Origin of the sequence: Corallococcus sp. EGB (assembly GCF_019968905.1) — a bacterium.
Lineage (GTDB): Bacteria > Myxococcota > Myxococcia > Myxococcales > Myxococcaceae > Corallococcus.
The window spans coordinates 4,033,066-4,055,205 of the sequence record NZ_CP079946.1 but is presented as its reverse complement, the minus strand read 5'-3'; the positions used below and the strand labels follow the sequence as shown (position 1 = coordinate 4,055,205).

Sequence of the window (22,140 nt, the reverse complement as noted above, 5' to 3'; positions counted from 1 at the left end):
GGCTCCGTATGACTGACGCCATGCGCGATTCCGAGCTTCCACGTTGCAGCGTCCTGGGGTGCGTCCTGCTCCTGTGGATCGCGGGTTGCGCCCGGACCTCGGAGGACGAGGGGGCGGTGGGGACCGTGTCTCAGGAGCTGGACGCCATCGTGGCCACGTGCGCGGTCGCGCGCGGTCACGTGGACGCGCTGCGTACGGCGAGCGCTTATTGGGAGCCGTTCGAGGCGGGCGCCACGTTCCGCTCCGGCGACTGGGTGCGCACCGGTCCGGATGCCTCCACGCGCATCGAGCTTCGGGGCGGTGGCCGCATCGAGTTGGAGGAGCGCACCGTGGTCATGGTGGAGCGGTCCGCGCCTTCGGCGGAAGCCGGCTCGGTGGTGGCGCTGGAGTCGGGAACGGCCCGGGGCCTGATCCCCGAGGACGCGCTGTCCGGCGGGCCGCTCGTGCTTCGCGGAGACAACGGGCGGCAGGTGGCGCTCACGGCGGGGGCGCACGCCGGCACCACGGAGTTCCGCGTCACCCGCACCGCGCGCGGCATGCACCTGAGCGTGTCCCGCGGTCGGCTGCTGCTGTCCGAGGGCACGCACCGCCGCACCCTCGAGGCGGGCAACGGGCTGGACGTCGCGCGAGGCCTGGAGGATGCCGAGCACGATGGCCCGCCCTTCCCCACCAGCCTCTCGCCGGGCGTGGACGCGCGCATCGCGTGGAGCCCGGAGCTGCGCATCCCCCTGAACTGGAAGCCGTTGGACGGCGCGCGCAGCTACCAGGTGCAGGTGGCGCGCGACCTGGGCTTCCGCCAGCGCATCGTGGACACGCAGGTGGAGGGCCTGGCCTTCACGTTCGTCCCGCCGGGGCCCGGCGTGTTCGTCTGGCGCGTGTCCGCGCTGGACGCGGAAGGGCGGCCCGGCGAGTCCGGCTTCGCCCGCCGCATCTTCGTGGAGCGCCAGTTGCCCCGAGGGCTGCTCGTCACGCCACGGGACGGCTACCAGTCCCCGGCGGGTCCGGCATCCGAGGCCCTGGTCTTCGCGTGGCAGTCCCCCGGCGGAGCGCCGAGCTACCGGCTGGTCGTCGCGCGTGACCGGGAGCTGAGGAACCCGGTGCTCGTGCGAGAGGGCAGCCCGCAGCAGGTGGTGGTGCCCGGCCTCCCTCCCGGCGAGTACTACTGGGGCGTCTACATGGCGGAGGATCCACCCGTGCCACTGTTCCAGAAGGCCCGCAGGCTGGTGGTGACGGGGCCGGCCGAGGACCGCGCACGCGACGCGGTCGTCTCCATGGAACGCTGACGCGTCATGTGCCTCCGCTGACGTGTCACACGGCGACGTGCTGGCGCGCGTCTCCTCCAGACAGCCAGGGCGCATGCTCGCGGCATGTCGCTTGCTTTCTCACTCCGCACTTGAACCAGGAGGTTGCGTGCGCTTCATGAGTGGAGTCGTCGTCGCGGTCGGTCTTCTCGGGTGCGGTGGTTCGGAGTCCGAGCAGGACCTGATCGATACAGTGGGTCAGACGGAGCAGGAGATCGTCGGAGGCATCGACGCCCGGCCGAACTCCATCCCCTGGATTGTCAGCCTTCAGCAGAACGGCAGCCATTTCTGCGGGGGCAGCCTGGTGCGCGTGGGCGACAAGGAGGAGAGCGACATCGTCCTCACCTCCGCCCATTGCGTCTATGACGGCGTCTCCAACGTCACGGCATCCGCGGGTGCGCATGACCTGAACCGCCCCACGTCCACGCAGGTGACAGCCCGGGTGATGCGAGCCGTCTATCATCCCCAGTACAACCCGCACACGACGATGAACGACATCGCCGTCCTCAAGCTCGACAAGCCCATCAAGTTCGATACGGCCGTCGCCAGGGCCTGCGGCCAGTCCTCGGGCATGCGCCCCAACGTGGCAGCTCCGCTCGCGGGCGGCAATACGCGCGTCCCTGTCTGCCTCCCCGCGTCCGGGGAGCTCGTCGCTGAAAATACGATGGCGACGGTCGCCGGCTGGGGCAAGACACGGGAGGGCGGATACGACACGTCCAGCCTCTTGATGCAGGTGGGAGTCCCCGTCCTCAGGCATCAGGACGTCGCCAACAGCTACAGGCGTCAAGGAATCACCATCGACGAAAATGCCATGTTCGGGGCCGGGTATCAGGAGGGGGGCAAGGACGCATGCCAGGGCGACAGCGGCGGGCCGCTCGTCGTCCAAGGTCCCCAGGGCTACGTGCTCGAGGGCATCGTGAGCTTCGGGGTGGGCTGCGCGCGGGCAGGGTTGCCCGGCATCTACACGCGGGTCTCCCACTACATCCCGTGGATCAACACGCAGATCCGGATCCTCAGCGCCGTCAGGTAGGGCGCCAAAGAGACGAATGTGGATGCCTTCCAGGAATGTGATGCCGCCGGCCTCACGAGCCAGTTCGGTCGCGAGCCGAAAGAGCGCCAGGACCAGGCCGTGATGCCGGGGCGCTCGCTGGGCATCCGGGCTCCAGGACCTCTGCAAGGAATTGGGCCGGCGGGCCCCCGCCTGGCGGAAGCCCTGCCAGCACCTGACAGACACCGCCGCGCCTTGAAGCGGCGGGAGGCCAACCCGGCCCTTATGATGCGCGCCGTGTCACGGGCCGTCCGCCACAAGGCGCCGGCCCCTCCGTCCCGGGTGAGTGCATGTTCGTCGCTCTTGGAGTCCTCGCTGGCGCCGCCGTGCTCGTGCCCACCGCGCGCTGGTGGTTGATGCACCGGGTGGGCATGCCCCGCGCGAGCGAGCCCTTCGACGGACACGTCTACCGGGTGGGCAAGGCCGTCATCGCCGAGCGTCGCTGCGAGCACCCCCGCGCCACGGTCATCGTCATGCATGGCTTCGCGGCGGACATGCGCTACTTCACGCACCACTACCGCGAGCCCGACCTCCAGCTCATCCTGCTGACGAGCTGCGACTACCACCTGCCCATCACCGACCCGCGTGAGGAGTCCGCCCCGTGGGCGAGGGTGCCAACGGAACCCGAGGGCACCATCGCCCATGACGCCGCGGTGCTGGTGCAGGCCCTGGAGCACCTTCCCCGGACGGACGTGGTGCGCGTCCATGGACATTCGCGGGGCGGCGCAGTGGTGTTGGAGGCCGCGCAGCTGCGGCCGGACCTGTTCGAGCGCGTGGAGGTGGTGCTGGAGGCGCCCGTGCTCCCGCAGGCCCGCCCCTACCGGAGCCTGACGCCCTCGCAGCTCTGGCTGCTGCCGTTCCTGCTTCCCCTGTGGCGGATGGCGCCCATTGCGCGGCACAACCGGGACGCGTGGGGACCGCTGGAGAACGCTCGCAAGCGCGAGCTCATCATGGCCTTCCCGTTCAACCCGAAGCGGGTGGCGACGATGATGGCCAACCTGCGGGACATCGAGGCGTGGAGCCAGACGCGCGATGCGTCCCTGTTCGCCAACGTGCGGCGCGGGACGGTGCTCGTTCCGGGGAAGGACCGGGTGCTGGAGTCCGCCTCCATGCGGGAGAGCGCCGGGCGCGCGAAGCCGGGGCTCGACGTGGTGGAGCTGGACGGGTGCAGCCACTTCGTCCTGTGGGACCGTCCGGATGCGATGCCCGTGCTGGGTGGCGCACCGGAGCGGGCCACCGGCGACGATTGAGGCGCTATGCGCTCTTGCGACGCCGCATCATCGCTTCGTACGAGCGGCCCACGCCCTGCGAGAGGATGAGCAATTCGCCCACGTCCGGCGGGGTGAACTGCTCCGCGCCGTTGTCCACGTAGAGCAGGTGGACCACCTTGCCGCGCACGAGGAGCGGCAGGATGACCGCCGTCGCGGGGAAGCCTCCGCCGAGCAGGCGGTAGAACATGCCCATCGCCGCGTCGCGCTTCACCGGACCGACGTAGTGGGAGCGCAGGTCGCGCACGAGTCGGAAGGTGCTCTGGTCGCGCAGCGGCACGCCGATACGGCGGACGGCTTCGTTGCTCACGCCCTGCCCCATGCCGTGCCAGCCGGTGACGAGGTTGCCCTGCACGGACAAGAGCAGGCACCGGCGCCACTTGCCCATCGCGAAGCGGAGCACCGTGCGGGCCACGTCCTCGCGGTCCGAGCTGCGCGCCAGCTCCGCCTGGGCCTCGGGGAACGTGAGCGGCGTCGGAGGAGCCACCTGCTTCGCGGCCACCGGAGGAGTCGCGGGCGCGCCCGTCGCGCCGGCCTGCGCCGCGACCTGCGTGGGCACGCCGACCCCGCCACGAGCCTGCGCTGGCACTCCCGCTTGGGCCGCTACGCTCCGCGCTCCAGGCGGAGCCGCGAGATGCGCGGGCACGCCCGGTGCGCCCGCCTGGGCCGCCACGTGCGCGGGCAGGCCCGGCGCTCCCGGCTGACCTGCGAGATGCGCGGGCACTCCTTGTGCTCCAGCCTGAGCCGCCGGACGCGAAGCCGTGCCCTGGGTGCCCGCCTGAGCCGCGACATGCGCCGGCACACCCTGCACCCCAGGCTGCCCCGCCAGATGCGCGGGCACTCCCGCGCCCTGCCCCGCCGGATTCCCGGCACGGGCCGCCTGCGCGGGCACTCCCTGCGCCGGAACCGGCGGCGCGATGTGCGCGGGGATGTCCACTCGCGGGGACGCGGTCGCTCCGGCTCGCGGCTGCGCGGGCCCGCCCTGCGGCGGCGCGGCCACGGGCGCCTCCATCACCTCCTCGCCGGTGATGACAAGCTCCCCTTCCAGCACGTCCGCTTCCGCATCCGAACCGCCGCGCAGCGCCTGCGCGTAGACGGACTGGAACTCCTCCTCGCTCATCAGGTCCGGCGGCCGCTCCGCTGCCTTCGCCACTTCCGCCGCCGCGCCCTTCGCGGGCCTCGGGCGGACCGCCTCCATGTCGATGGCGCGCAGCTGCCGGAACGCCTTCGCGTGCCGGCGCAGCAGCTGGTTCATCCGGAACTCGGGGATGACCACCGGCACCACGCGCTTGCCCGTCTTGAACGCGATGGCGTCCAACGTCGGGAAGTCATGCGGGTTCACCACCGCGACGCTCAACCGCGTCGCGTCCGCCCGCATCGGCAGGAACTCCTTGTCGTCCGCCTCGTTCAGGTTCACCAGCGCCACGGCCTTCGGGTCGGGTACCATCTCCCCGGACGCGTAGGCACAGTTGTGAAGCCGGCCCAGCGCCTTCGCCAGGTCCTGCTCGGACAGGAGCCCCAGCTCCACCAGGTTCGTCCCCAGCCGGCCGCCGTGGACCACCTGCGACTCCAGCGCCTCCTCCAGCCCCGCCGCCGACACCAGGCCGTCCTTCACCAGCATTTCACCCAGGCGCATGGGGCCGCTTGTAGCCATGCCCCATCCCCCTCCGCAAGCACCCGGCCAGGCGCGCAGCCCTAGTCGTCCGGATGGTGGCTCAGCCCCACCCGGTTGCCCTCCGGGTCCCGCACGTAGAGCGTCCAGCGCGTCTCGTGCTCCAGCGGCACCCCCGCGCGGGCCAAGGTCTCCACCACCCCACCCCGCGCCTCGCGCGGGATGCGGAACACCACCATCAAGAGCCCCGGCGCGGAGTGGCGGAACGGCACCACCTCCGGTGTCCCGTCCACCGCCTCGATGGCCAGGAAGGCGCCCCCGGGGACGCCTACCCAGATGCTCCGCAGGGTGCCGTCCTCCCGCAGGTGGCGCTTGAGTTCCGGAAAGCCCAGCAGGTCGCGATAGAACGCGGTCACGCGCTCCACGTCCTTCGCCTGAATCGCCACGTGGTGGAAGCCCTGAACGTCCTTCATGGGGATGATGGTAGGGTCTGCCGGCCCATGGCGCGACTGCTCATCGTGGAGGACAACCAGGAACTCGCCTCCCTCATCGCCACGGTCGCGCAGACCCGGGGCCATGAGGCGGTCACCGTCTTCACCGGTGAGTCCGCGCTGGAGGCCCTGGGCCCCCACACCCGCTACGACGCCGCGCTCGTGGACCTGCTCCTGCCGGACATCCGCGGCAGTGAAGTGCTGGGCGCCCTGCGCGCGCATGGCATCCCCGCCATCGCCGTCAGCGGCGTCTACAAGGGCGACCGCTTCGCCCAGGAGGCCACGCAGGTGCACGGCGCGCGCGCCTTCTTCGAGAAGCCCTTCGAACTGGACGCCGTGATGGACGCGCTGGAGGAGGCCGCCGGCGTGCCGCCCGTGACGCACGGCGAGCTGCTCGACGAGGTGGACCTGCTCGTCCTGGAGGAGCTGGTCGAGGAGCCGGAGCCATCCACGCCACAGGAGCCCGCGCTCGAGTCCGTCCTCTCCCCTTCCGAGCAGCCGGAGCCCGTCGCGCCCGAGGAGGGCTCCGACGTGTCGGAGGCCCTGCCGCTGCCCTTCGCCCAGCGCGACGCCGTGTGGACGGAGGCCGCGCCCGCCCGCGTGCGCCAGCGGCGCCAGCTGCCCGAATGGTCCCTCAGCGGAGACCTGGCGCACACGTCGGTGCCGCGGCTGCTCAACGCCTATTACGAGTCGCGCCACCACGGCGAGCTGAAGCTGCGCCAGGGCACGGTGCTCAAGGTCGTCTACTTCGAGGCGGGCCGCGTCGTGTACGCCGCGTCCAACCTGGCCCCGGAGCGCTTCGGCCGCTTCTGCCTGCGCAAGGGCGCGCTCACGGAGGCCCAGCTCGCGGAGGCGGCGGGCTACGCGCGCGAGCACTCGCTGCGCACCGGCGAAGCGCTGCTCAAGCGCGGCCTGCTGAGCCCGCGGCAGCGCCGTCAGCTGCTGGAGGAGCAGGTGAAGGACATCCTCTGGTCCACCTTCGGGTGGACGGAGGGCGGCTACGGCTTCAGCCCCATGCGGCCGCAGCGCGCGGACCTGGTGCCGCTGTCGCTCTTCCCCGGCGACCTCATCCTCGAAGGCGTCGCGCGCACGGAGACGCTGGTGACGCTGCGCCAGCGCATGGCGCCCGGACGCCGGCTGTTCCCCGCGGCGGATCCGCCCTACGGCCTGCACGAGCTGAAGCTGGCGGGGCCGCAGGCGATGCTGCTCGCGTTCGCGGACGGCACGAAGACGGTGGAGGACCTGCTCGCCCTCACGGACCTGTCCGAGCGCGAGGCCCTGGCCACCCTGCGCGGCCTGGAGCTGTCCGGCGTGCTGGAGGAGCGTCAGCAGACGCCCAACCGCCGCCAGCGCATCAGCTTCGGGCTCTGACGCCCCGGCGGCGGCGCGCGGCCCACGCCAGCGCCCCCAGCCCGAAGGCCGTCACGCCCGAGCCTCCGCCGGAGCACCCGCAGCCCGACGTGGAGTCCGGCGGCGGCTCCGCCCGGGACACGACGACCTCGCGCAGCGTCGCCGTACCGGAGTACTTCGGCGGGGTCAGCAGCCCCGTGCGCACCACGTACGTGAGCGTCGCGGAGGAGCCCGCGGTCAGCGGCACCGGCTCCAGCGCGAAGTGCTGCTCGGACGCGTCCACCGGCGTCACCGGCTGGCCGTTCAGCGTCACGCTCTGGGGCACCACCTGCGCGCCGGTGACGCTCTCCACGTAGCGGATGGAGCGCACGTCGCAGGCCGTGTCGTTGCGCAGCGTCACCGTGACGCCCACCTGGCCGGCGTTGACGCCCGCGCCCGGCTCCGCGCGCCGCTCCACCGTCACGAAGGGCCGCGCGCCAATGCGCACCGAGTGCTCGCGCGCCGCACCGCTGGCGCCCTCGCCCGTGGCCGACACGTCCAGGGTGACGTGCGCGCCCACCAGGGACTCCAGCTCCGTATCCACCGTGGCCAGCGCCGCCGAGTCCCCTTCCGTGACGAGCCGCTCCAGCGCCGGCCCTCCGGTCGGTGCCCACGACAGGTCCACCGTCGAGCAGGCCCCCTCCGGAATCGTCTGGCGCAGCGTTCCCCGCGCGCCCTCGCCGCAGGTGGCGATGAGCTCGCCGCTCAGCTCGCCCAGCACCACGTCGCGCGCGTCCCGCGTGACGGACTGGACCGCCTCGGGAGCCTGGACGGTGCCGCCGTCCGCCGACGACTCCGAGGAGCGGACCCGCACGGTGTAGCTGGCGCTGCCGCAGGTGGGGGGCAGGTCCAGCTCGAAGGTGCCCGCGGCCCACGGGTACGCCTTCGTATCGAACACCCGGCCCGGGTCCACCGGGTCCTCCAGCGTCACCACCGTGGTGAGGGGCCGCGAGCCCGCGCAGTTGACCAGGGGCTCCGTCGCCACGCGGCCCCGCACCTTGCGCTCTTCCGGCTTCTCCAGCGTCACCATGGGCTTCACCGAATCCAGCGGCACCCAGCGCGGCTTCACGGAGACCTCCACGTCGGCCGCGGGGCTCGTGAGCGCGATGCCATCCACGGTGATGCGATTGAAGGCCCGCAGGTTCACCTTCTCCGTGTTCACGCACGTCGCCGAGGCGAGCAGCACCGATTGGCCCTCGACAGCCTCCGCGCCCACCCGACGGCGGTCGCCCCCTTGCAGGGCCAGCACCTCCACCGCCGAGGAGTCATCCCGGAGCGACCACCACGTCGACACCGGAGGCAGGCCCAGTGCGGGAAGCGGCTCCGCGCACAGGTGGGTCTGCTGGGGGGCCAGGGTCGCCCCGGAGAAGACCTCGCGCGAGGCGTCCGTGAACGGCGCCTTGGGGGCCCCCCACGGGTGGATCCGCACGGGGACGGTCGTGGGTGGGGACTTCACCTCGCCGTCATCCGCGCGGACCTCATAGGTGTAGACGGTCGTGCCCGGCTTGCAGCGCTCCGCCAGGCTCGAGGGAGGCGTGAGCGTGGCCACGCCAGCGTTCACGGGGAGCGCCGGCGAGCCGGGGAGCGGCCCCCAGGTGTACGTGATGGGCTCGCAGCCGGTGGCGCCTCGCGTGGGGGTGAGGGTGCCCGTGGGCCCGCCCATGAAGAAGGCGCCGCCATCCACCGACTCGACCACGCCCTGGGGCGCCCCGGGCGCGACGGTGTGATGCAGCACCAGCGCCACCGCCTTCGGCGTGTCATGCGCGCTCAGCCCGTCGGAGGCCACCACGTCCAGGTAGGACGTCTGGGAAGCGCAGATGCCCGTGGGCGCGGTGAGCGTCAGCTTGAGCCCGCTGTCCTCGCGCGAGTCGAGCGGTGACGGGACGACGGTGATGGGACTGCCCGGAGCGCGCACCGTGGCGGACAGCCGCACGGCGTCCCCGTCTGGATCGCGCAGCATGAGCAGCTCGGTCTTCGTCTCGCCCTCGTTCACGTCGATGATGGAGCGCAGGCCGTTCACGTCGGGAGGGGCCGCGTTCTCGTAGATGAGGACGTTCTGCGCGTAGCCGTTGAGGATGGCGACGCAGTAGGACGCGTCCGCGCAGGCCATCTGCACGCCGGCCTGGGTGATGCCCGTGGGCAGCTCCGGGTTCCGCCGCCAGAGCGAGCCCGGGAGCGCGGGAGGAAGCACGGGCTCCGCGCTGTACGCCGCCACCTTGCCATCCGGCTGCTTGAGCAGCAGCAGCCCGAACCCGCTCGCCGCGTCGAGCGCGAGCGCATCGACGGAGCCGGTCGCCAGCGGGAGGGGCTCGAACGGGTTGGCCGCGCCGCCCAGCGTTCCGCGGAACAGCCCCGTGTCGTTGCCGAAGAACGCGAGCGGCCTGTCCGGCGTCGCGCCCGGCAGCAGCGCCACGGCGCGGGCCGTGTTCGGCGGGGTGATGCCCGAGGCCACGTAGGACACCGGGGACGTGCCCCGGTACCAGACGAAGTTGGCCTTGGTCGAGGACACGGAGAAGAGCGCCTGCGGCAGGCCGTCCGTCTGCGGGGGCAGCACCGCGAGCTGCGGCTGGGCATTGAGGCCCGTCAGCGGGGGAGTCAGCGTGCCCCACTCGGCCGTGCCCTCCTTGGGCAGGAGCGAGGTCCGGAACTGCGGCGTCATCAGGGGCGGCTCGGCGGCGGCGGCGTAGCCCACGCCTCCGTCGGCCGTGATGCGCACGGCGCGCACCTCCTGCTCGCCGCCGTCGGGGAACAGGTGCTTGCCGTCATCCGCCGGCGAGCAGCCGCCCACGCTCCGCAGCGTCCCGTCCGTGCGGATGCCCACCACGCAACTGGCGCCGCGCAGGAAGCTGCCCGCCATGCCCTCGTTCAGGGTCGTCACGGCGCCATCGCGCGACACGTACAGTTGCGTGTCGGTGGCCACGGCGAAGAAGCCGGGCCGGAAGACGTTCACGTCCTTCGGCAGGCCCGTCTGGGTCTGGATGTGGGTCCACTCCGCGCGAGCCACGCCCGCGCACAATCCCAGCCCCAGGATGATCCGCCAGTGTCGCACGTTCGACGTCCCTCGGCCCGGCGCCTACCAGGCCACTTCCGCCCGGAGATAGAGGCGATCCCGAGCATCCTCCGATTCGGCCTCCAGACCCAAACCGCTGAAGCCCAGGACGGTGTACCCCAGCGCCACCCGCAGACGGTCGTCCAGCCGCCAGGCCACCTCCGGCCGCAGCGCCGTCAACCCCTGGTCGTCCGCCGCGGACGTGCGCCGGGCGGCCTCCACCGCGACCTCCAGTTCGCCCAGCACCCGCACCGCGGGCCGCAGCGTGCCGGTCCACACCCAGCGCGAGGACCCGCCCAGGCTGGAGCGTCCGACGTGCAGGCCCGACGCCACGGAGAGCCGCTCCCCCAGCCGCACCGCCGGCATCAGCGACACCGTCTGGAGCACCCGGTCGCCGAAGGCGAAGCGCGCCCCGGGGGACAGCTCGCGGGTGAGGCCATAGCGGGCCACCACCAGCCAGGGGCCGGGCCGCCACACGAGCGCCGCGAAGCCTTCCGCGAACCGCGCCTCCAGCCCTTCCCGGCCCACGGTGTGCGCGAAGTCCAGGCGTCCGGAGGCCGTGACGTCCTTCGCCAGCTGACCCTCCGCGGCCAGCGCCAGCACCACCTGCGTCCGGTCCACCGGACCGGAGGCACCGCGCGCGGGAGTGCCCTCCTCATGGCGCACCTCCGCGCGCACGTCCGCCCGGAAGCGCTCGCGCAGCCACTGCGCGGACACGCTGGCCACGTCGCGCGTGAGGTTGCTGCCGATGTCCAGCGGGTGGCGCACGCCGCGCTCGTAGCGGGCGCCCACGTTGATGCCGCTCTGGCCCACCGCGTACTGGAAGCCCACGGCGCGGGCCCGGCGGATCGCCTGCGCGTCATGCGCGCTCACGTCCTCCACGAACAAGGTGGTGCCGTCCCCCACCTCCGTGCGGGCCCCCGTCACCGCGCGGCCCAGACCGAAGTCCGGCCCGTCCACGTCCACGGAGTAGCCGCCGTAGTACATCTCGTTGCCGCGCCGCGCGCGCGCGTCCAGCCAGACCTGCGGCCCCAGCTCCGGGCCCCAGCCCCCCTTCACGCCCACGGATGTGTCGTTGTCCAGGCTCAGGTCCACGCCCGCGGAGGTGAACGTGTCGTTCATCCGGCCCAGGCCTTCGCCGCGCTCGTGCAGCCGCTGCCGGTGGCCCGCGGACACGCTGAGGCGGGACGTCAGCATGCGGGACACCGACACGCCCAGGGAGGTCCGGCCACCTTCCAGCGCTTCGCCCTCGCCGGGCACGTCCGTCGCGCGCAACCAGCTGTCGCGCAGCTCCAGGCGCACGTTTCCTTCGCCGCCTTCGTAGGCCACGGCCGCGCCCAACGTGCGGGCGCCGAAGGGCGTGTCCTCGAAGGGCAGGCGCGGATCCGCCGAGCGGCGCTCGTCGCCCAGGAGGATGAGCGACACCGGGCCCACGGGCTGCGTGGCGCGCAGGGACAGCTGCCGGAAGCGGGCGACGTCCAGGTGCGCGCCGTCGGAGAAGCCACGCGAGCGCTCGCGCCATGCGGCATCCAAGGACCCGCCAGCCCCCGGGCCCAGGACGCCGGGGCCGCTCAGGCGCAGCGTCGCCGCGCCTCCATGGTCGTCCCGCGCGCCCACGGGGCGGAGGAAGGACAGGCCGCCGTCGTCCGACACGCCGAACACGGTGGGCGCCACCGCGGTCCCCCGGCTGCTCGCGGCCTCGGCGAGCAGTGAGTACCCCCACAGCTTCGTCTGGCCCCGTCCCGACAGGAGCTGGAAGGGCGCCCCCAGCCGGCGCTCGCGCACGGCGGACAGGCCGACGTTCGTGTCGCGCCAACGCGCCCAGGCCTCGCCGCCCACCGAGTCGCGCGGGTCGCCCGTGTGCAGCACGGCGTAGTCCACGACGAGCACCGGCGCTGGCGCCTGGGTGAGCGCGTCCGTGCGCAGGAGCGGCGTGCCGGTGAGGAACGACAGCGGCCGCGCGAGGAGGATGCGGCCCGCGAGGTAGTCGATGTCGTAGTCGCGGCCCCGGATGAGGTGTCGTTCTCCCAGCGGCAGGCCGGTGACGCCGTCGCGCAACTCCACGCGCACCAGCTCGGAGCCCTCCGAGATGGAGGCGCCGCCCAGGTAGTAGAGGCTGCCGCCGGTGGCGCTCAGCTCCTCGTGCGCGGGCGTCGCGGACAGGCCGCGCGTCGGGTCCACCAGCCCGCCAGCGAACATGTCCAGCCCCACGCGCACGGGGCCCACCTGCTCCTGCAACTCCGCGTAGGGGCCGAAGAGGGGGCGGTGGTAGCGGCCCACCTCGCGGTCCTGCAGGAGCGCGCGGTAGGTGCCGAAGCCCGCGCGGCCGTACTGTTCGTGCCGCACCTCCAGGCGCAGGCGCCCCTCCGTGGGGTTGGGCGTGAGGGACACGGAAGCGTCGCCCCACTCCGCCGGGGCGAGGTCGGGGTCGGGCCAGCGTTCGAAGCGCTCGGGGAAGCGGGGACGCAGCCAGTCCGCGAGCGGCGCGTCGTCCAGCTGGCGCAGGTCGGTGTCGGTCAGGTCCAGCTCGCCCACCACCTGCACGGGGCCCAGCCAGGCCTCACCATGGAGGGCGCCGCGCCCTCGCAGCCGGAAGCCGCCGCCGGCCGGCGCGAGGCTGGCCTCCACGTCGAGCAGGCCCACTACGAACGGCTGGGCGCGCGCTTCGACGGTCACGGAAACGCTGCTCCAGGGCGCCTCTGGCGGAGCCAGCGAGAGGGGGACGGTGTTGCGTCCCGGCACGAGCCGCACGGGCACGCGGACCTCGCCTTCGGGTCCCGCGACGAGCTGCGCCTCCGGGGTCACCACCCGGGTGCCGGGCGCCGCCTCCAGGCGCAGGACGGTGTCGCCCGTGGGCAGGGGCGCGTCCGGCGACAGCCCTCGCACGGCGCCCAGGCGCACCTTCTCGCGAGGGATGACAATCCAGCCGTGCTCACCGCGTCGAACCACGTCGAAGGACTGCTGGGCGAACTCCACCGCGCCGGCGGGCGAGGTGGTGGTGATTCCGACGACGTTCTGGCCCGGAGACAGCAACACGGTCGCGAGCCACGCGCCGGAATCCTCCACGGTGGCGTCCACGTCGCCCGCGCGGACCCGGTCTCCGGGAGAGGCCTGACCGGTGATGAGGAAGCGCAGGTTCCCCCGAGCATCGGCGCGCGCTTCAGGGGGGCGGCTGGCCATGGGGGCGGAGGCAGCGCGGGGGCGGGTGGGCGGCGCGCGCACGGCGAAGTCCTGGAGGACGGCGGCGCCCCAGGGCACCTCCACGTTCGCGACGCGGGGGACCACCTGACTGGACGGAGGCAGGCTGCGCGGATCCACCTTCAGCGCATGGCGCCCGGGGCGCAGGTGCGGGCCGCCAGTGAGGTCCGGCACGCGCGAGTCCACGCCGGTGAGGTGGTAGCGGCCGGAGGCATCGGTTCGCACCTCGCGGCCGGTGGCGAGCACCAGGCGCACCTCCGCGAGCCCGGGCTCATCGGGGCCACAGAGCCCATCTCCATCCACGTCCACGCAGACGCGCCCGGCGATGGTCGACGCCTGCGTCGCCGGATCCGACGACAGCGACTGCGCGGACGCCGCGGACGGCAGCAGGAGCAACGCGAACAGGAGGCTCACGGGGATGCAGGGGAGCACGGCCCGACGCCGCGCCTGTTCCACCCGGCCCCTCCGGGGTGCTCGCGCATCGCGATGCGCCGGGCGCGGAGGCCTCAAGGCCGCACCTCTTCCACCGCCGTCACGCCGGTGCGCACGTCCGCCACGGACACGCTCACGGGGCCCTTCGCGCCGTGCACGGTGAAGCGCGTGAGCCCGTCCTGCACGGACAGGTCCCCCTTCTCACCTTCGGACAGCGCGACGTGCAGCGGGCGCTCCTTCAGCACGTTCCCGCTCGGGTCCTCCGCCCAGCACGTCACCCGCGCGCCCTCCACCCGCACCCGCACGTTGATCGGCAGCGGCGGCGCCACCTCCACGCGCTGCACGACGGGCGCGGGCACCAGCGGCGCGGACGCCGGGAACACCGGTCCTTGCGTCCCCAGCACATGCACCGTGACGTCGAGCCCTGACCACACGGCATGCGACACGCGCACCTTGCCGGGGACCATCGCGCTCACGAACAGCGTCCCGTCCTCCCCCGTCACCCGCTCCGCGCCGTTCACCCGCAGCGGCTGATGGGGCACCGGCCAGCCCGCCAGGTCCACCACGCCCGCGACGAGCCCCGCGTCCGCCCGCCACACCGCGAGCCGTGCGGGCTCCGTCCCCACCGGGCCGTACGCGCGCACCGTCACATCCGTGCTCGACCGGGCCCCGTTCTCCGGCGCGGTCCAGGGAACCGTGAAGGTCCCCGGCGGGGACTCCACCGCGGGCCCCACGGTGCCTTCGCGAGAGACGACCACCACCTTCGCCTCCGGCCGGGGCTGCCCGGCCGCGTCCCGCGCCGCCACCCCCACCCGCGCCACCGACCCCGCGTGCACCACCGGCTCGGACAGCGACACCGTCACGTCGCGCACCGCGCCCTGCACCAGCTGCATCGGCAGCGACTCGCGTGAGCCGGGGCCCCGCTGAGGCCACGCCGCGTCGATGCGCTCATCCGCCGCGAGCGCGCGCGGCGCCGTGTAGCGCCACTCCAGCATCCCGTTCGTGTCGCGAATGGGCCCCTCCAGCCGGCCGTACTTCGCCTTCACCGTGACGCGCGCATCCGCCACGGGGAGCCCCTTCGGATCACTCGTCGCGCACAGCAGCCGGGCCTGGGACACGCCGTCCGCGGGCAACCGCTGCGGGTTGAGCACGCACGCGAGGCCATCCGTAGGCGGCAACTGGAGGTCGATGGCGATGCGCTCCACGTGGCCCGAGTCGTCCCTCACTTCACCGCGCGCCAGCGGGTAGCCGGGCGGCACCACCAGCGGCAGCACGAAGCGCCCGGACGCGTCCACCGGCACGGGCCCGAAGCGCGTCCCGGCCACCTCCAGTGACACCTGACCTCCGGGCTCGCTCCGGCCAGGCAGGTTCACCGACGCAGCCAGCGGCACCAGGAGTCGCCCGTACGCGCCATGCACCGACTGTGGATGCGGCCATGCGGACAGCGCGACGAGGATGGCCGCCTCGGGGAATCGCGTGGGGGGCAGCACGTACCGAGCGATGTACGTGCCCGGCCCGATGTGCTGAAGCCCCTCCAGCTGCCCGGTGCTCGCGCGCAGCACCGGCGGTGCGCCGCTGTCATCCGGCGTGCCGTCCGGCCGAAGCCGCTTCACGGTGAGCGTCGCCTCCTTGTCGCGGCCCTTCACCGGAAGCGAGGGCTCCAGCGACAGCTCCATCCGGCTCGCGGGCGGCCCCACGTCATAGCGGGCCTGGGCCTCCTCGCCGTCGCCCTTCACGCGCACCACCACCTCGCGCGCCTGGGCCTTCGGCACCACGACGTAGGTGCGCAGCGGGAGGGACCCCGGTCCGGGCTTGAGCTCCGCGCCCTCCGCGGTCACCGATGCCGGGCTGAACGCCACCGGTTGGCCCGTGGCGTCCCGGCGCACCACCGCGACCACGAAGCCCTCTGGCGGCACGGGCGCGTCCGGGCCGAGCAGCTCCAGCGAAGCCGCCCAGACCGGGGCACAAAGCAAGACGATCGCGGAGAGCAGGAGACGTTCCAGGGCTTCCCGACTCTACAAGGCCCTCCGCCGGGACTGCACCACTTTGCTGCCGCTGGCCGCGGTGGGGGCGCCTCGCCGGCCCCGCGGACCCGTCCGGCCCTCCACCTCACCCTCCAGGTGGGCCCATTCTCACAGGACCCGAGGCCCCGCCACGCGGATCAGGGCGCGGAACCTCCGGTGGTACCCCACGGGTTCTCGACATCCATGATCGGCCCCGTGTCGAGCCGCAGGTCACGCTTTTCCTCCTGACGCGCGCCGCCCACGCCCACGGCGGTCACCTGAACGGTGTTGGTGCCATCCTTGAGGGAGACGTTCAGCGTGAACCTTCCGTCCGCGTCGGTGGGCACGCTGACGCCGTCCACCATCACCCGGTTGCCCGGGTCGGTATGGCCGGTCACGGCGAGCTCCGCCTTGCGCTGCTTCTTGCGCGTGGGCCACTCCATCTTCAGGAACACGGTGCTGGGGATGGCGTCGGGCTCGGTGGGGGCCTGACCGGGGCGGACGATGGACCGCTGGCCGGCGCGGACGATGACGAACTTGCCCTCCTTGCCGGTCAGCTTCACGTCGCCCTCGCGCGTGCCCACGCTCACGGTGCCCTTGCCGTTGTTGCTCATGGTGAAGGTACCCTGGGACGTGCTGGCCTCCGCGTCGCCGTTCTTCGCCTTCAGCACGAAGGTGTGGCGGACGTTGGGGCGGCCCCGCACGGTGGCGGTGGCAAGACCGCTGCCCAGCAGCACCTTCGACAGCTCGTCCGACAGCTCCTCCACGGAGATCTCCGTGTCGGCCTCCATGCGCAGCTCCACGGACTCGCCGTTGAGCACCACCGCCCAGGACCCGCGGCCGGTGCGCACCACGTCCGTGGGCCGCAGCGGCATGTCCTTGCTGGCGGACTCCCAGGGCCCTTCGCCGTGCCGCACCTGCACGTCGCCTTCGAACGAACTCAGCACCAGCTCCACCACCTTCTTCGCCTCCGCCGCCGTGACGACAGGGCGCGGAGGCTCGGGCGGCGGCAGCGGCGCGGGAGGCTCCCGCAGGAAGACGAACCAGCCCACCGGCAGCGCGGCCAGGATGAGCACGAGCCCGATGAGGAACGGCGCCTGTCGCCTGCGGGATGGGGGAGCAGCCATGCGAAGGCCCTAGCTAGCACACGCGGCGGGCTTCATGCCCGGGGCAGCACCACGGTGAACCGGGCCCCCTGCCCTTCTTCCGAGCGGACCTCCAGCGTCCCCCCAGCCTCCGTGACGATGCGCCACGCGACGCTCAGCCCCAGGCCCACATTGGACCAGACGTCCTTGGTGGTGAAGAAGGGCTCGAAGATGCGCGGCCGGATGTTCTCCGCGATGCCCTTGCCGGTGTCCTCCACCTCCAGGGTGCACATCCCGTCGCGCTCGCCGGTGCGCAGGGTGAGCCGCTTCACCGGCGTCTTCAGCATCGCGGTGCGCGCGTTGGACAGGAGCGCCAACACCACCTGCGACAGGTGCCCGGGGTCCGCCTTCACGCGAGGCAGCTCCGGGTTCAACTCCGTCACCAGCTCGATGCCCTCCCCGCGCGTCTGGTTCTCCGTGAGGCTCAGCGCGTCGCGCACCACCGCGTTCAGGTCCACGGGCCGCAGGTCCGGGCGCTCGCGCTGCTGGGAGAAGCGCAGCAGGTTCTGGGTGATGTCCTTGCAGCGCTTGGCGCTCTGCTCGATCTTGCGCAGCGTCTCGAAGTCCACGTCATTCGGCGACCGGTCCAGCAGCAGGAGCTGCACGTTGCCCAGGATGCCGGCCAGCGGGTTGTTGATTTCGTGCGCCACGCCCGCGCCCAGCTGGCCCACCGCCGCCAGCTTCTGCGCCTCCACCAGCTGCAGCTGCGCCGCCCGGAGCTCCGCGGTGGCCTCCTCCACCCGGACGCGCAGGTCGTCGTTCCAGCTCATCAACCGCGCGCGAGACGCCTCCAGCTCCTCGCCCATGCGGTTGAAGGTGGACGCCAGCTCGCTCAGTTCGTCCTGGCCCTCCACGCGCAGGCGGCGCTCCAGCTCGCCGCGGCCATAGGCCTCCGCGCCCTGCACCACCTCCGAGAGCCGCCGGTCCAGCCGCCGCGTGAAGAGCGCGCCCAACGCCAGCAGCACCAGCAGCGCGCCCGCCACGGACACGAGCACCGTGGTGCGCAGCTCCCGCACGGGCGTCAGCGCCAGGGACTCGTCCTCCGTCACGACGACGCCCATCTCCAGCGTGTTCACCCACGCCACGCTCACCCGGCGCGCGGGGTCCTTCAGCTGGAAGCTGCGCCCGCCTTCCGCGCCCAGGGAGGACTCCAGCGCCTTGCGCAGCTCCGGCTCCAGCGCGGCCATGCGCCGGGCGGGCTGGGAGCTCGCCACGACGCGCCCCTCGGCGTCCACCACGTCCAGCTGCTGCCCGTCGTTCGCGCGCCGCGCGAGCAGCGCCTCCAGCTGGGTGAAGACGAGCTCCGCGATGGCGTAGGGCGCGTTCTCCGCCGCCCCCAGCTTCACCGCCACCGCCACCGCGGCCACGCCCGAGCCCGCGTGCACGTACGCGCTGCCCAGCGCCGCCTGGCCCTTGCCGCCGTCCCGGAACTGCTCCACCGGCACCGCGTGCGCCAGCTGGGGGACGTTCGCGGCGTCGAACGCGGGGTGGTGCTCGAGCGGCTCCGCGCTCCGGAACACCGCGGGCCCCAGCGGCTGCCCGTTCGCGTCCGCCTCGATGACCGCGCTCACCGTGGTGGACTGGCCGTAGAGGAGCAGCAGCATGCCGCGCACCTCGTCCGGCGTGGCGCGCTCCCAGGGCAGGAGCTCCGCGGAGCGGGCCAGGCCGTTGACGACCTCCATCAGGCTCGCCTCCACGGCCTCGGCGGTGGCGGTGGCGATCGCGCGCTGCTGCTCGTCGATGCGCTGGGCGAGCGCATGCTCCGAGCGCGACAGCAGCAGGAAGCCGACGATGGCCAGGGGCAGCACCGTCGCGGCGAGCATGAAGAGGATGAGCTGCTGGTAGAGCCTCATCCGGTGACGGACCGCACCACGCGCTCCGGATCACTGCGCAGGTAGACGGACCCGGGGATCGCCTTGGCGCGCTTCTTCATGTCCGCGGCGCGGCGGGCCAGCTCCGCGTGGTCATGCGCCACGCCGTCCGTCATCACCGCCACCACGGACACGCTCATGATGGGGAAGTGGCGCTTCTCCCCGAAGCGGTCCTCCGCCTCGATGTGGCCGCGCTCCCGGTCCTGCCGGTCGTAGTAGAGCGGGATGATCCGGTCGAACGCTTCAATCGCCTTCTGGCACACCCGGTCCACGGACTCCACGGAGGTGATGAAGACGAAGTCGTCGCCGGCCACGTGGCCCAGGAAGTCCCCCGGGGCGCCCTCCTGCTGGAAGATCTCCCGCATCAGGTCGCCCGTCTGGCGCACCACGCCGTCCGCCTTCGCGAAGCCGTAGTAGTCGTTGTAGGCCTTGAGGTTGTCCAGGTCCAGGTAGCAGAACGCGAACGGCTGGCGCGCGCTCAGCCGGCGCTGCACCTCGCGCTCGATGGCGGTGGAGCCCGGCAGCTGCGTGGTGGGCGACGAGGACAGCTCCTGCTCCTTGCGCCGCAGCATGCTCTCCACGCGCGCGCCCAGCTCCAGCGCGTCGAAGGGCTTGGTGATGTAGTCGTCCCCACCCAGCTTCAGCGCGCGGACCTTGGACGACGTCTCCGTGCGCGCGGAGATGAAGATGACGGAGATGTGGCCGCTGGCGCGCTCGGCCTTGATCTCCTCCAGGAACGCGAACCCGTCGCCGTCCGGCAGCGTGACGTCCAGGAGCACCGCGTCCGGCCTGCGCTCGCGCAGGGAGCGCCGGCCCTCCTCCACGCTGTGCGCGACGCCGACCTCGAAGCCCAGCCCCTCCAGCACCTCGCGGCAGATGAACGCGATCTTCACGTCGTCATCCACCACCAGCACGCGCCCGTGCCGGCCCCCGCCGCGCCCGCGCGCCAGCGAGTCCACCGTGGCCAGGAGCTTGTCGCCCGCCAGGGGGCGCACGAGGAACGCGTCCGCGCCGGCCCGGAAGGCGCGCTGGCGCTCATCGAACGCGGAGGTGAGCAGGAGCGGCGCGCGGCGCGTCTCCGGATCATGCCGGAGGATCTCCGCCAGGCGCAGGCCATCCACGCCCACGTCCGGCAGCCGCACGGACACCAGCACCACGTCCGGGTGCATGTTGCGCGCGGCGGACAGCCCCTCCTCCGCCGAGGCCGCCAGGCGCACCCGGTAGCCCCGGGCGCCCAGCAGGGCCTTCATGATGTGGCCCACCTCGGGCTCGCCCTCGATGATGAGCACCTTGCCGCGCGAGTCCGCGCGGATGGGCTGCGGCGCGGGCAGCAGCGTGTCCACCGCCGCCTGGGACAGCACGTCCTGGGGCGGCTCGGTGGGGAGCACGGCGATGAAGCGCACGCCGTCGTGCGAAGGCTCGGACCAGATGCGGCCGCCGTGGGCCTCCACGATGTTGCGGCAGATGGGCAGGCCCAGGCCGGTGCCGCGCACGGTGCGGTTGGCCTGGGTGCGGGCCTGCTCGAAGCGGTCGAAGATGCGCTCCAGGCTCTCTTCGGGGATGGGGTCGCCGCTGTTCCAGCAGGACAGCACCACGTAGCCGGGCAGGCTGGACGTGGCGCGCAACTCCACGCGCACCTCGCCGCCCTCCGGCGTGAACTTCACCGCGTTGTTGAGCAGGTTGTTGAGCACCTGGTTCACGCGGTTGGGGTCCACCATGGCGCGCAGCGGGTGCTGCGGCAGGTGCGGCACCACGCGGATGCGCTTCTCCGCGAACGCGGGCCCGTACTTCTCCACCACGCGCTGGACGAGCTCCTCCAGGTAGATGCGCTCGAAGCTCATCTTCAGCCGGCCCTGCGCGTACTTCGACAGGTCCAGCAGGTCATCCACGATGCTGTTGAGCTTCTCCGCGGAGTCCTTGGCCAGGGACAGGTAGCGGTGCTGCCGCTCGTTGATGTCCCCCGCCATCCGGTTGAGGACCAGATCCAACGCGCCGGTGATGGAGGTGAGCGGCGTGCGCAGCTCGTGGCTCACCATGGACACGAAGGTGTCCTTGCGCTCCTCCAGCCGCTTCTGGTCGGTGATGTCGCGCAGCACCACGCACACGCCACGCAGCGTGCCGCGCGCGTCGTTGACGGGCGTCACGGTGGTCTGCACGGTGCGCTCGAAGAGCTTCACGTCCTCGCGCAGCACCTGGTGGCCGCTGTACTCCAGGTTGCGCACCAGTTGGAACGGCTGGAACCCCAGGCGCTCCTCCAGAAGCCGGTTCGAGGGCCCCTGCCCCTCCTCACCCACGTGCAGGATGCGGCGGGCCGCGGGGTTCATCACCACGATGTCGTTCTTCTCGTCGGTGAGCACCACGCCGTCCGCCATGGACGCGACCATGCGCTCCATGCGGTGGCGGGCCTCCTCTTCCGCCGAGCGCAGCGACTGGATGGCGTCCGCCGTCTGGTTGGCGAGCACGTCCAGCAAGAGCCCGTCGTCCTCCGTGAACGCGTCCGCGCGGTGGGAGAACAGCGACAGCATGCCCACGGGCTTGCCGGCGGCGGTGAGGTTCACCGTGAGCTGGTTGGGGTAGACGACCGGGGACGCGGAGTCCTTGGTGGTGGTGCCGGTGACGCGGGTGATGACCCGGTCCTCCGGGAGCGTCAGGCCGCTGCTCTTGCGGTACGCGCCGAGCATGGACTCCTTGACGCCCAGCAGCGCCTCCTCGCCCACGTTGCCCACGCAGCGCAGGCGCAGGGTGGCGCCGCGCTGCCCGTCCGGCGCGATGAGGGCCGCGCCGCAGTCGTACGGCAGCACCCGGGCCACGGCGGTGAGGACGCGGTCGATGATGGCGTCGTAGCTGGCGGGGTCGTTCGCGCTGGCGCGGCTGACCTCGTAGAGGACGAAGAGGGCCTCCACCCGCTGGTGCAGCTGGCGGATGAGCTTCTCCTTGTCCTTCTTGAGCTGGGCGAACTCCACCGCGTTCTTCACGGTGATGAGCAGGTCGTTCACGTCCCAGGGCTTGGTGACGTAGCGGTACACCTGGCCCTGGTTGATGGCCGCGATGATGTCCTGCGGGTCCGTGTAGGCCGTCAGCAGGAGCGTGGTGACGTCGATGCCCTCCGCGCGAGCGGCGTTGACCAGGTCGATGCCGGTCATCTCCGGCATGCGCTGGTCGGTGACGAGGACGTCCACGGACTCGGTTCGCAGGATTTCCAGGGCTGCCTTGCCGTGGGGAGCGGTGAGGACGCGATAGCGTCGCTGGAACATCCGGCTGAGGATGTCCAGGACGTCGGCCTCGTCATCGACGAAGAGCAGCGTGTGGCGGAGGTCGGACACGGCGGCGCCA

Annotated in this window: 12 protein-coding genes; 4 read left to right on the top strand and 8 right to left on the bottom strand. The window is 72.6% G+C overall.

Annotated features, from left to right (window positions below; all coding sequences use genetic code 11):
- The first annotated feature begins 20 nt into the window (after positions 1 to 20).
- The 3 genes from KYK13_RS17110 to KYK13_RS17100 all read left to right on the top strand — a co-directional run bounded on the left by KYK13_RS17110 (position 21) and on the right by KYK13_RS17100 (position 3,599).
- Positions 21 to 1,283 (top strand): hypothetical protein, encoded by a 1,263-nt coding sequence (locus KYK13_RS17110; RefSeq protein WP_223645617.1) that lies wholly within the window; start codon positions 21 to 23, stop codon positions 1,281 to 1,283.
- Positions 1,284 to 1,419: 136 nt separating this feature from the next.
- Entirely contained in the window at positions 1,420 to 2,331 is a 912-nt protein-coding gene (locus KYK13_RS17105; protein ID WP_223645616.1) for a serine protease, read from the top strand.
- Between the two features lie 308 nt (positions 2,332 to 2,639).
- Complete coding sequence (locus tag KYK13_RS17100; RefSeq protein ID WP_223645615.1) at positions 2,640 to 3,599, top strand: alpha/beta fold hydrolase; 960 nt, start codon at positions 2,640 to 2,642, stop codon at positions 3,597 to 3,599.
- 4 nt (positions 3,600 to 3,603) lie between these two features.
- Here KYK13_RS17100 and KYK13_RS17095 read toward each other — a convergent pair whose 3' ends face one another.
- Both KYK13_RS17095 and KYK13_RS17090 read right to left on the bottom strand, forming a co-directional pair.
- Positions 3,604 to 5,253: a general secretion pathway protein GspE gene (locus KYK13_RS17095; RefSeq protein ID WP_223645613.1), complete on the bottom strand. Its 1,650-nt coding sequence runs from the start codon at positions 5,251 to 5,253 to the stop codon at positions 3,604 to 3,606.
- A gap of 59 nt (positions 5,254 to 5,312) precedes the next feature.
- Positions 5,313 to 5,702 carry a VOC family protein gene (locus KYK13_RS17090; RefSeq protein WP_223645611.1) on the bottom strand — a complete coding sequence of 130 codons (390 nt, stop codon included), beginning with the start codon at positions 5,700 to 5,702 and terminating at the stop codon, positions 5,313 to 5,315.
- A 27-nt stretch (positions 5,703 to 5,729) separates the two neighbouring features.
- On the opposite strand from KYK13_RS17090, the gene KYK13_RS17085 reads away from it, so the two are divergent.
- Positions 5,730 to 7,091, top strand: coding sequence for a response regulator (locus KYK13_RS17085; protein WP_223645609.1), 1,362 nt, complete (start codon positions 5,730 to 5,732; stop codon positions 7,089 to 7,091).
- Here KYK13_RS17085 and KYK13_RS17080 read toward each other — a convergent pair.
- From KYK13_RS17080 to KYK13_RS17055, 6 genes are all read right to left on the bottom strand, one after another.
- Positions 7,075 to 10,158 carry a hypothetical protein gene (locus KYK13_RS17080; RefSeq protein WP_223645607.1) on the bottom strand — a complete coding sequence of 1,028 codons (3,084 nt, stop codon included), beginning with the start codon at positions 10,156 to 10,158 and terminating at the stop codon, positions 7,075 to 7,077. The genes KYK13_RS17085 and KYK13_RS17080 overlap by 17 nt on opposite strands.
- 24 nt (positions 10,159 to 10,182) lie before the next feature.
- On the bottom strand, positions 10,183 to 13,788 hold the full coding sequence (locus tag KYK13_RS17075) for a flagellar motor protein (RefSeq protein WP_223645605.1): 3,606 nt from the start codon (positions 13,786 to 13,788) through the stop codon (positions 10,183 to 10,185).
- A 74-nt stretch (positions 13,789 to 13,862) separates the two neighbouring features.
- Positions 13,863 to 15,767, bottom strand: a complete 1,905-nt coding sequence (locus KYK13_RS17070; protein WP_223646638.1) for an Ig-like domain-containing protein — start codon at positions 15,765 to 15,767, stop codon at positions 13,863 to 13,865.
- A gap of 182 nt (positions 15,768 to 15,949) precedes the next feature.
- Entirely contained in the window at positions 15,950 to 16,918 is a 969-nt protein-coding gene (locus tag KYK13_RS17065; protein WP_223645603.1) for a FecR domain-containing protein, read from the bottom strand.
- Between the two features lie 32 nt (positions 16,919 to 16,950).
- Positions 16,951 to 18,789: an ATP-binding protein gene (locus tag KYK13_RS17060; protein WP_223645601.1), complete on the bottom strand. Its 1,839-nt coding sequence runs from the start codon at positions 18,787 to 18,789 to the stop codon at positions 16,951 to 16,953.
- Positions 18,786 to 22,130, bottom strand: a complete 3,345-nt coding sequence (locus KYK13_RS17055) for a response regulator (protein ID WP_223645599.1) — start codon at positions 22,128 to 22,130, stop codon at positions 18,786 to 18,788. The genes KYK13_RS17060 and KYK13_RS17055 overlap by 4 nt, the downstream gene beginning before the upstream one ends.
- Positions 22,131 to 22,140: the final 10 nt, after the last annotated feature.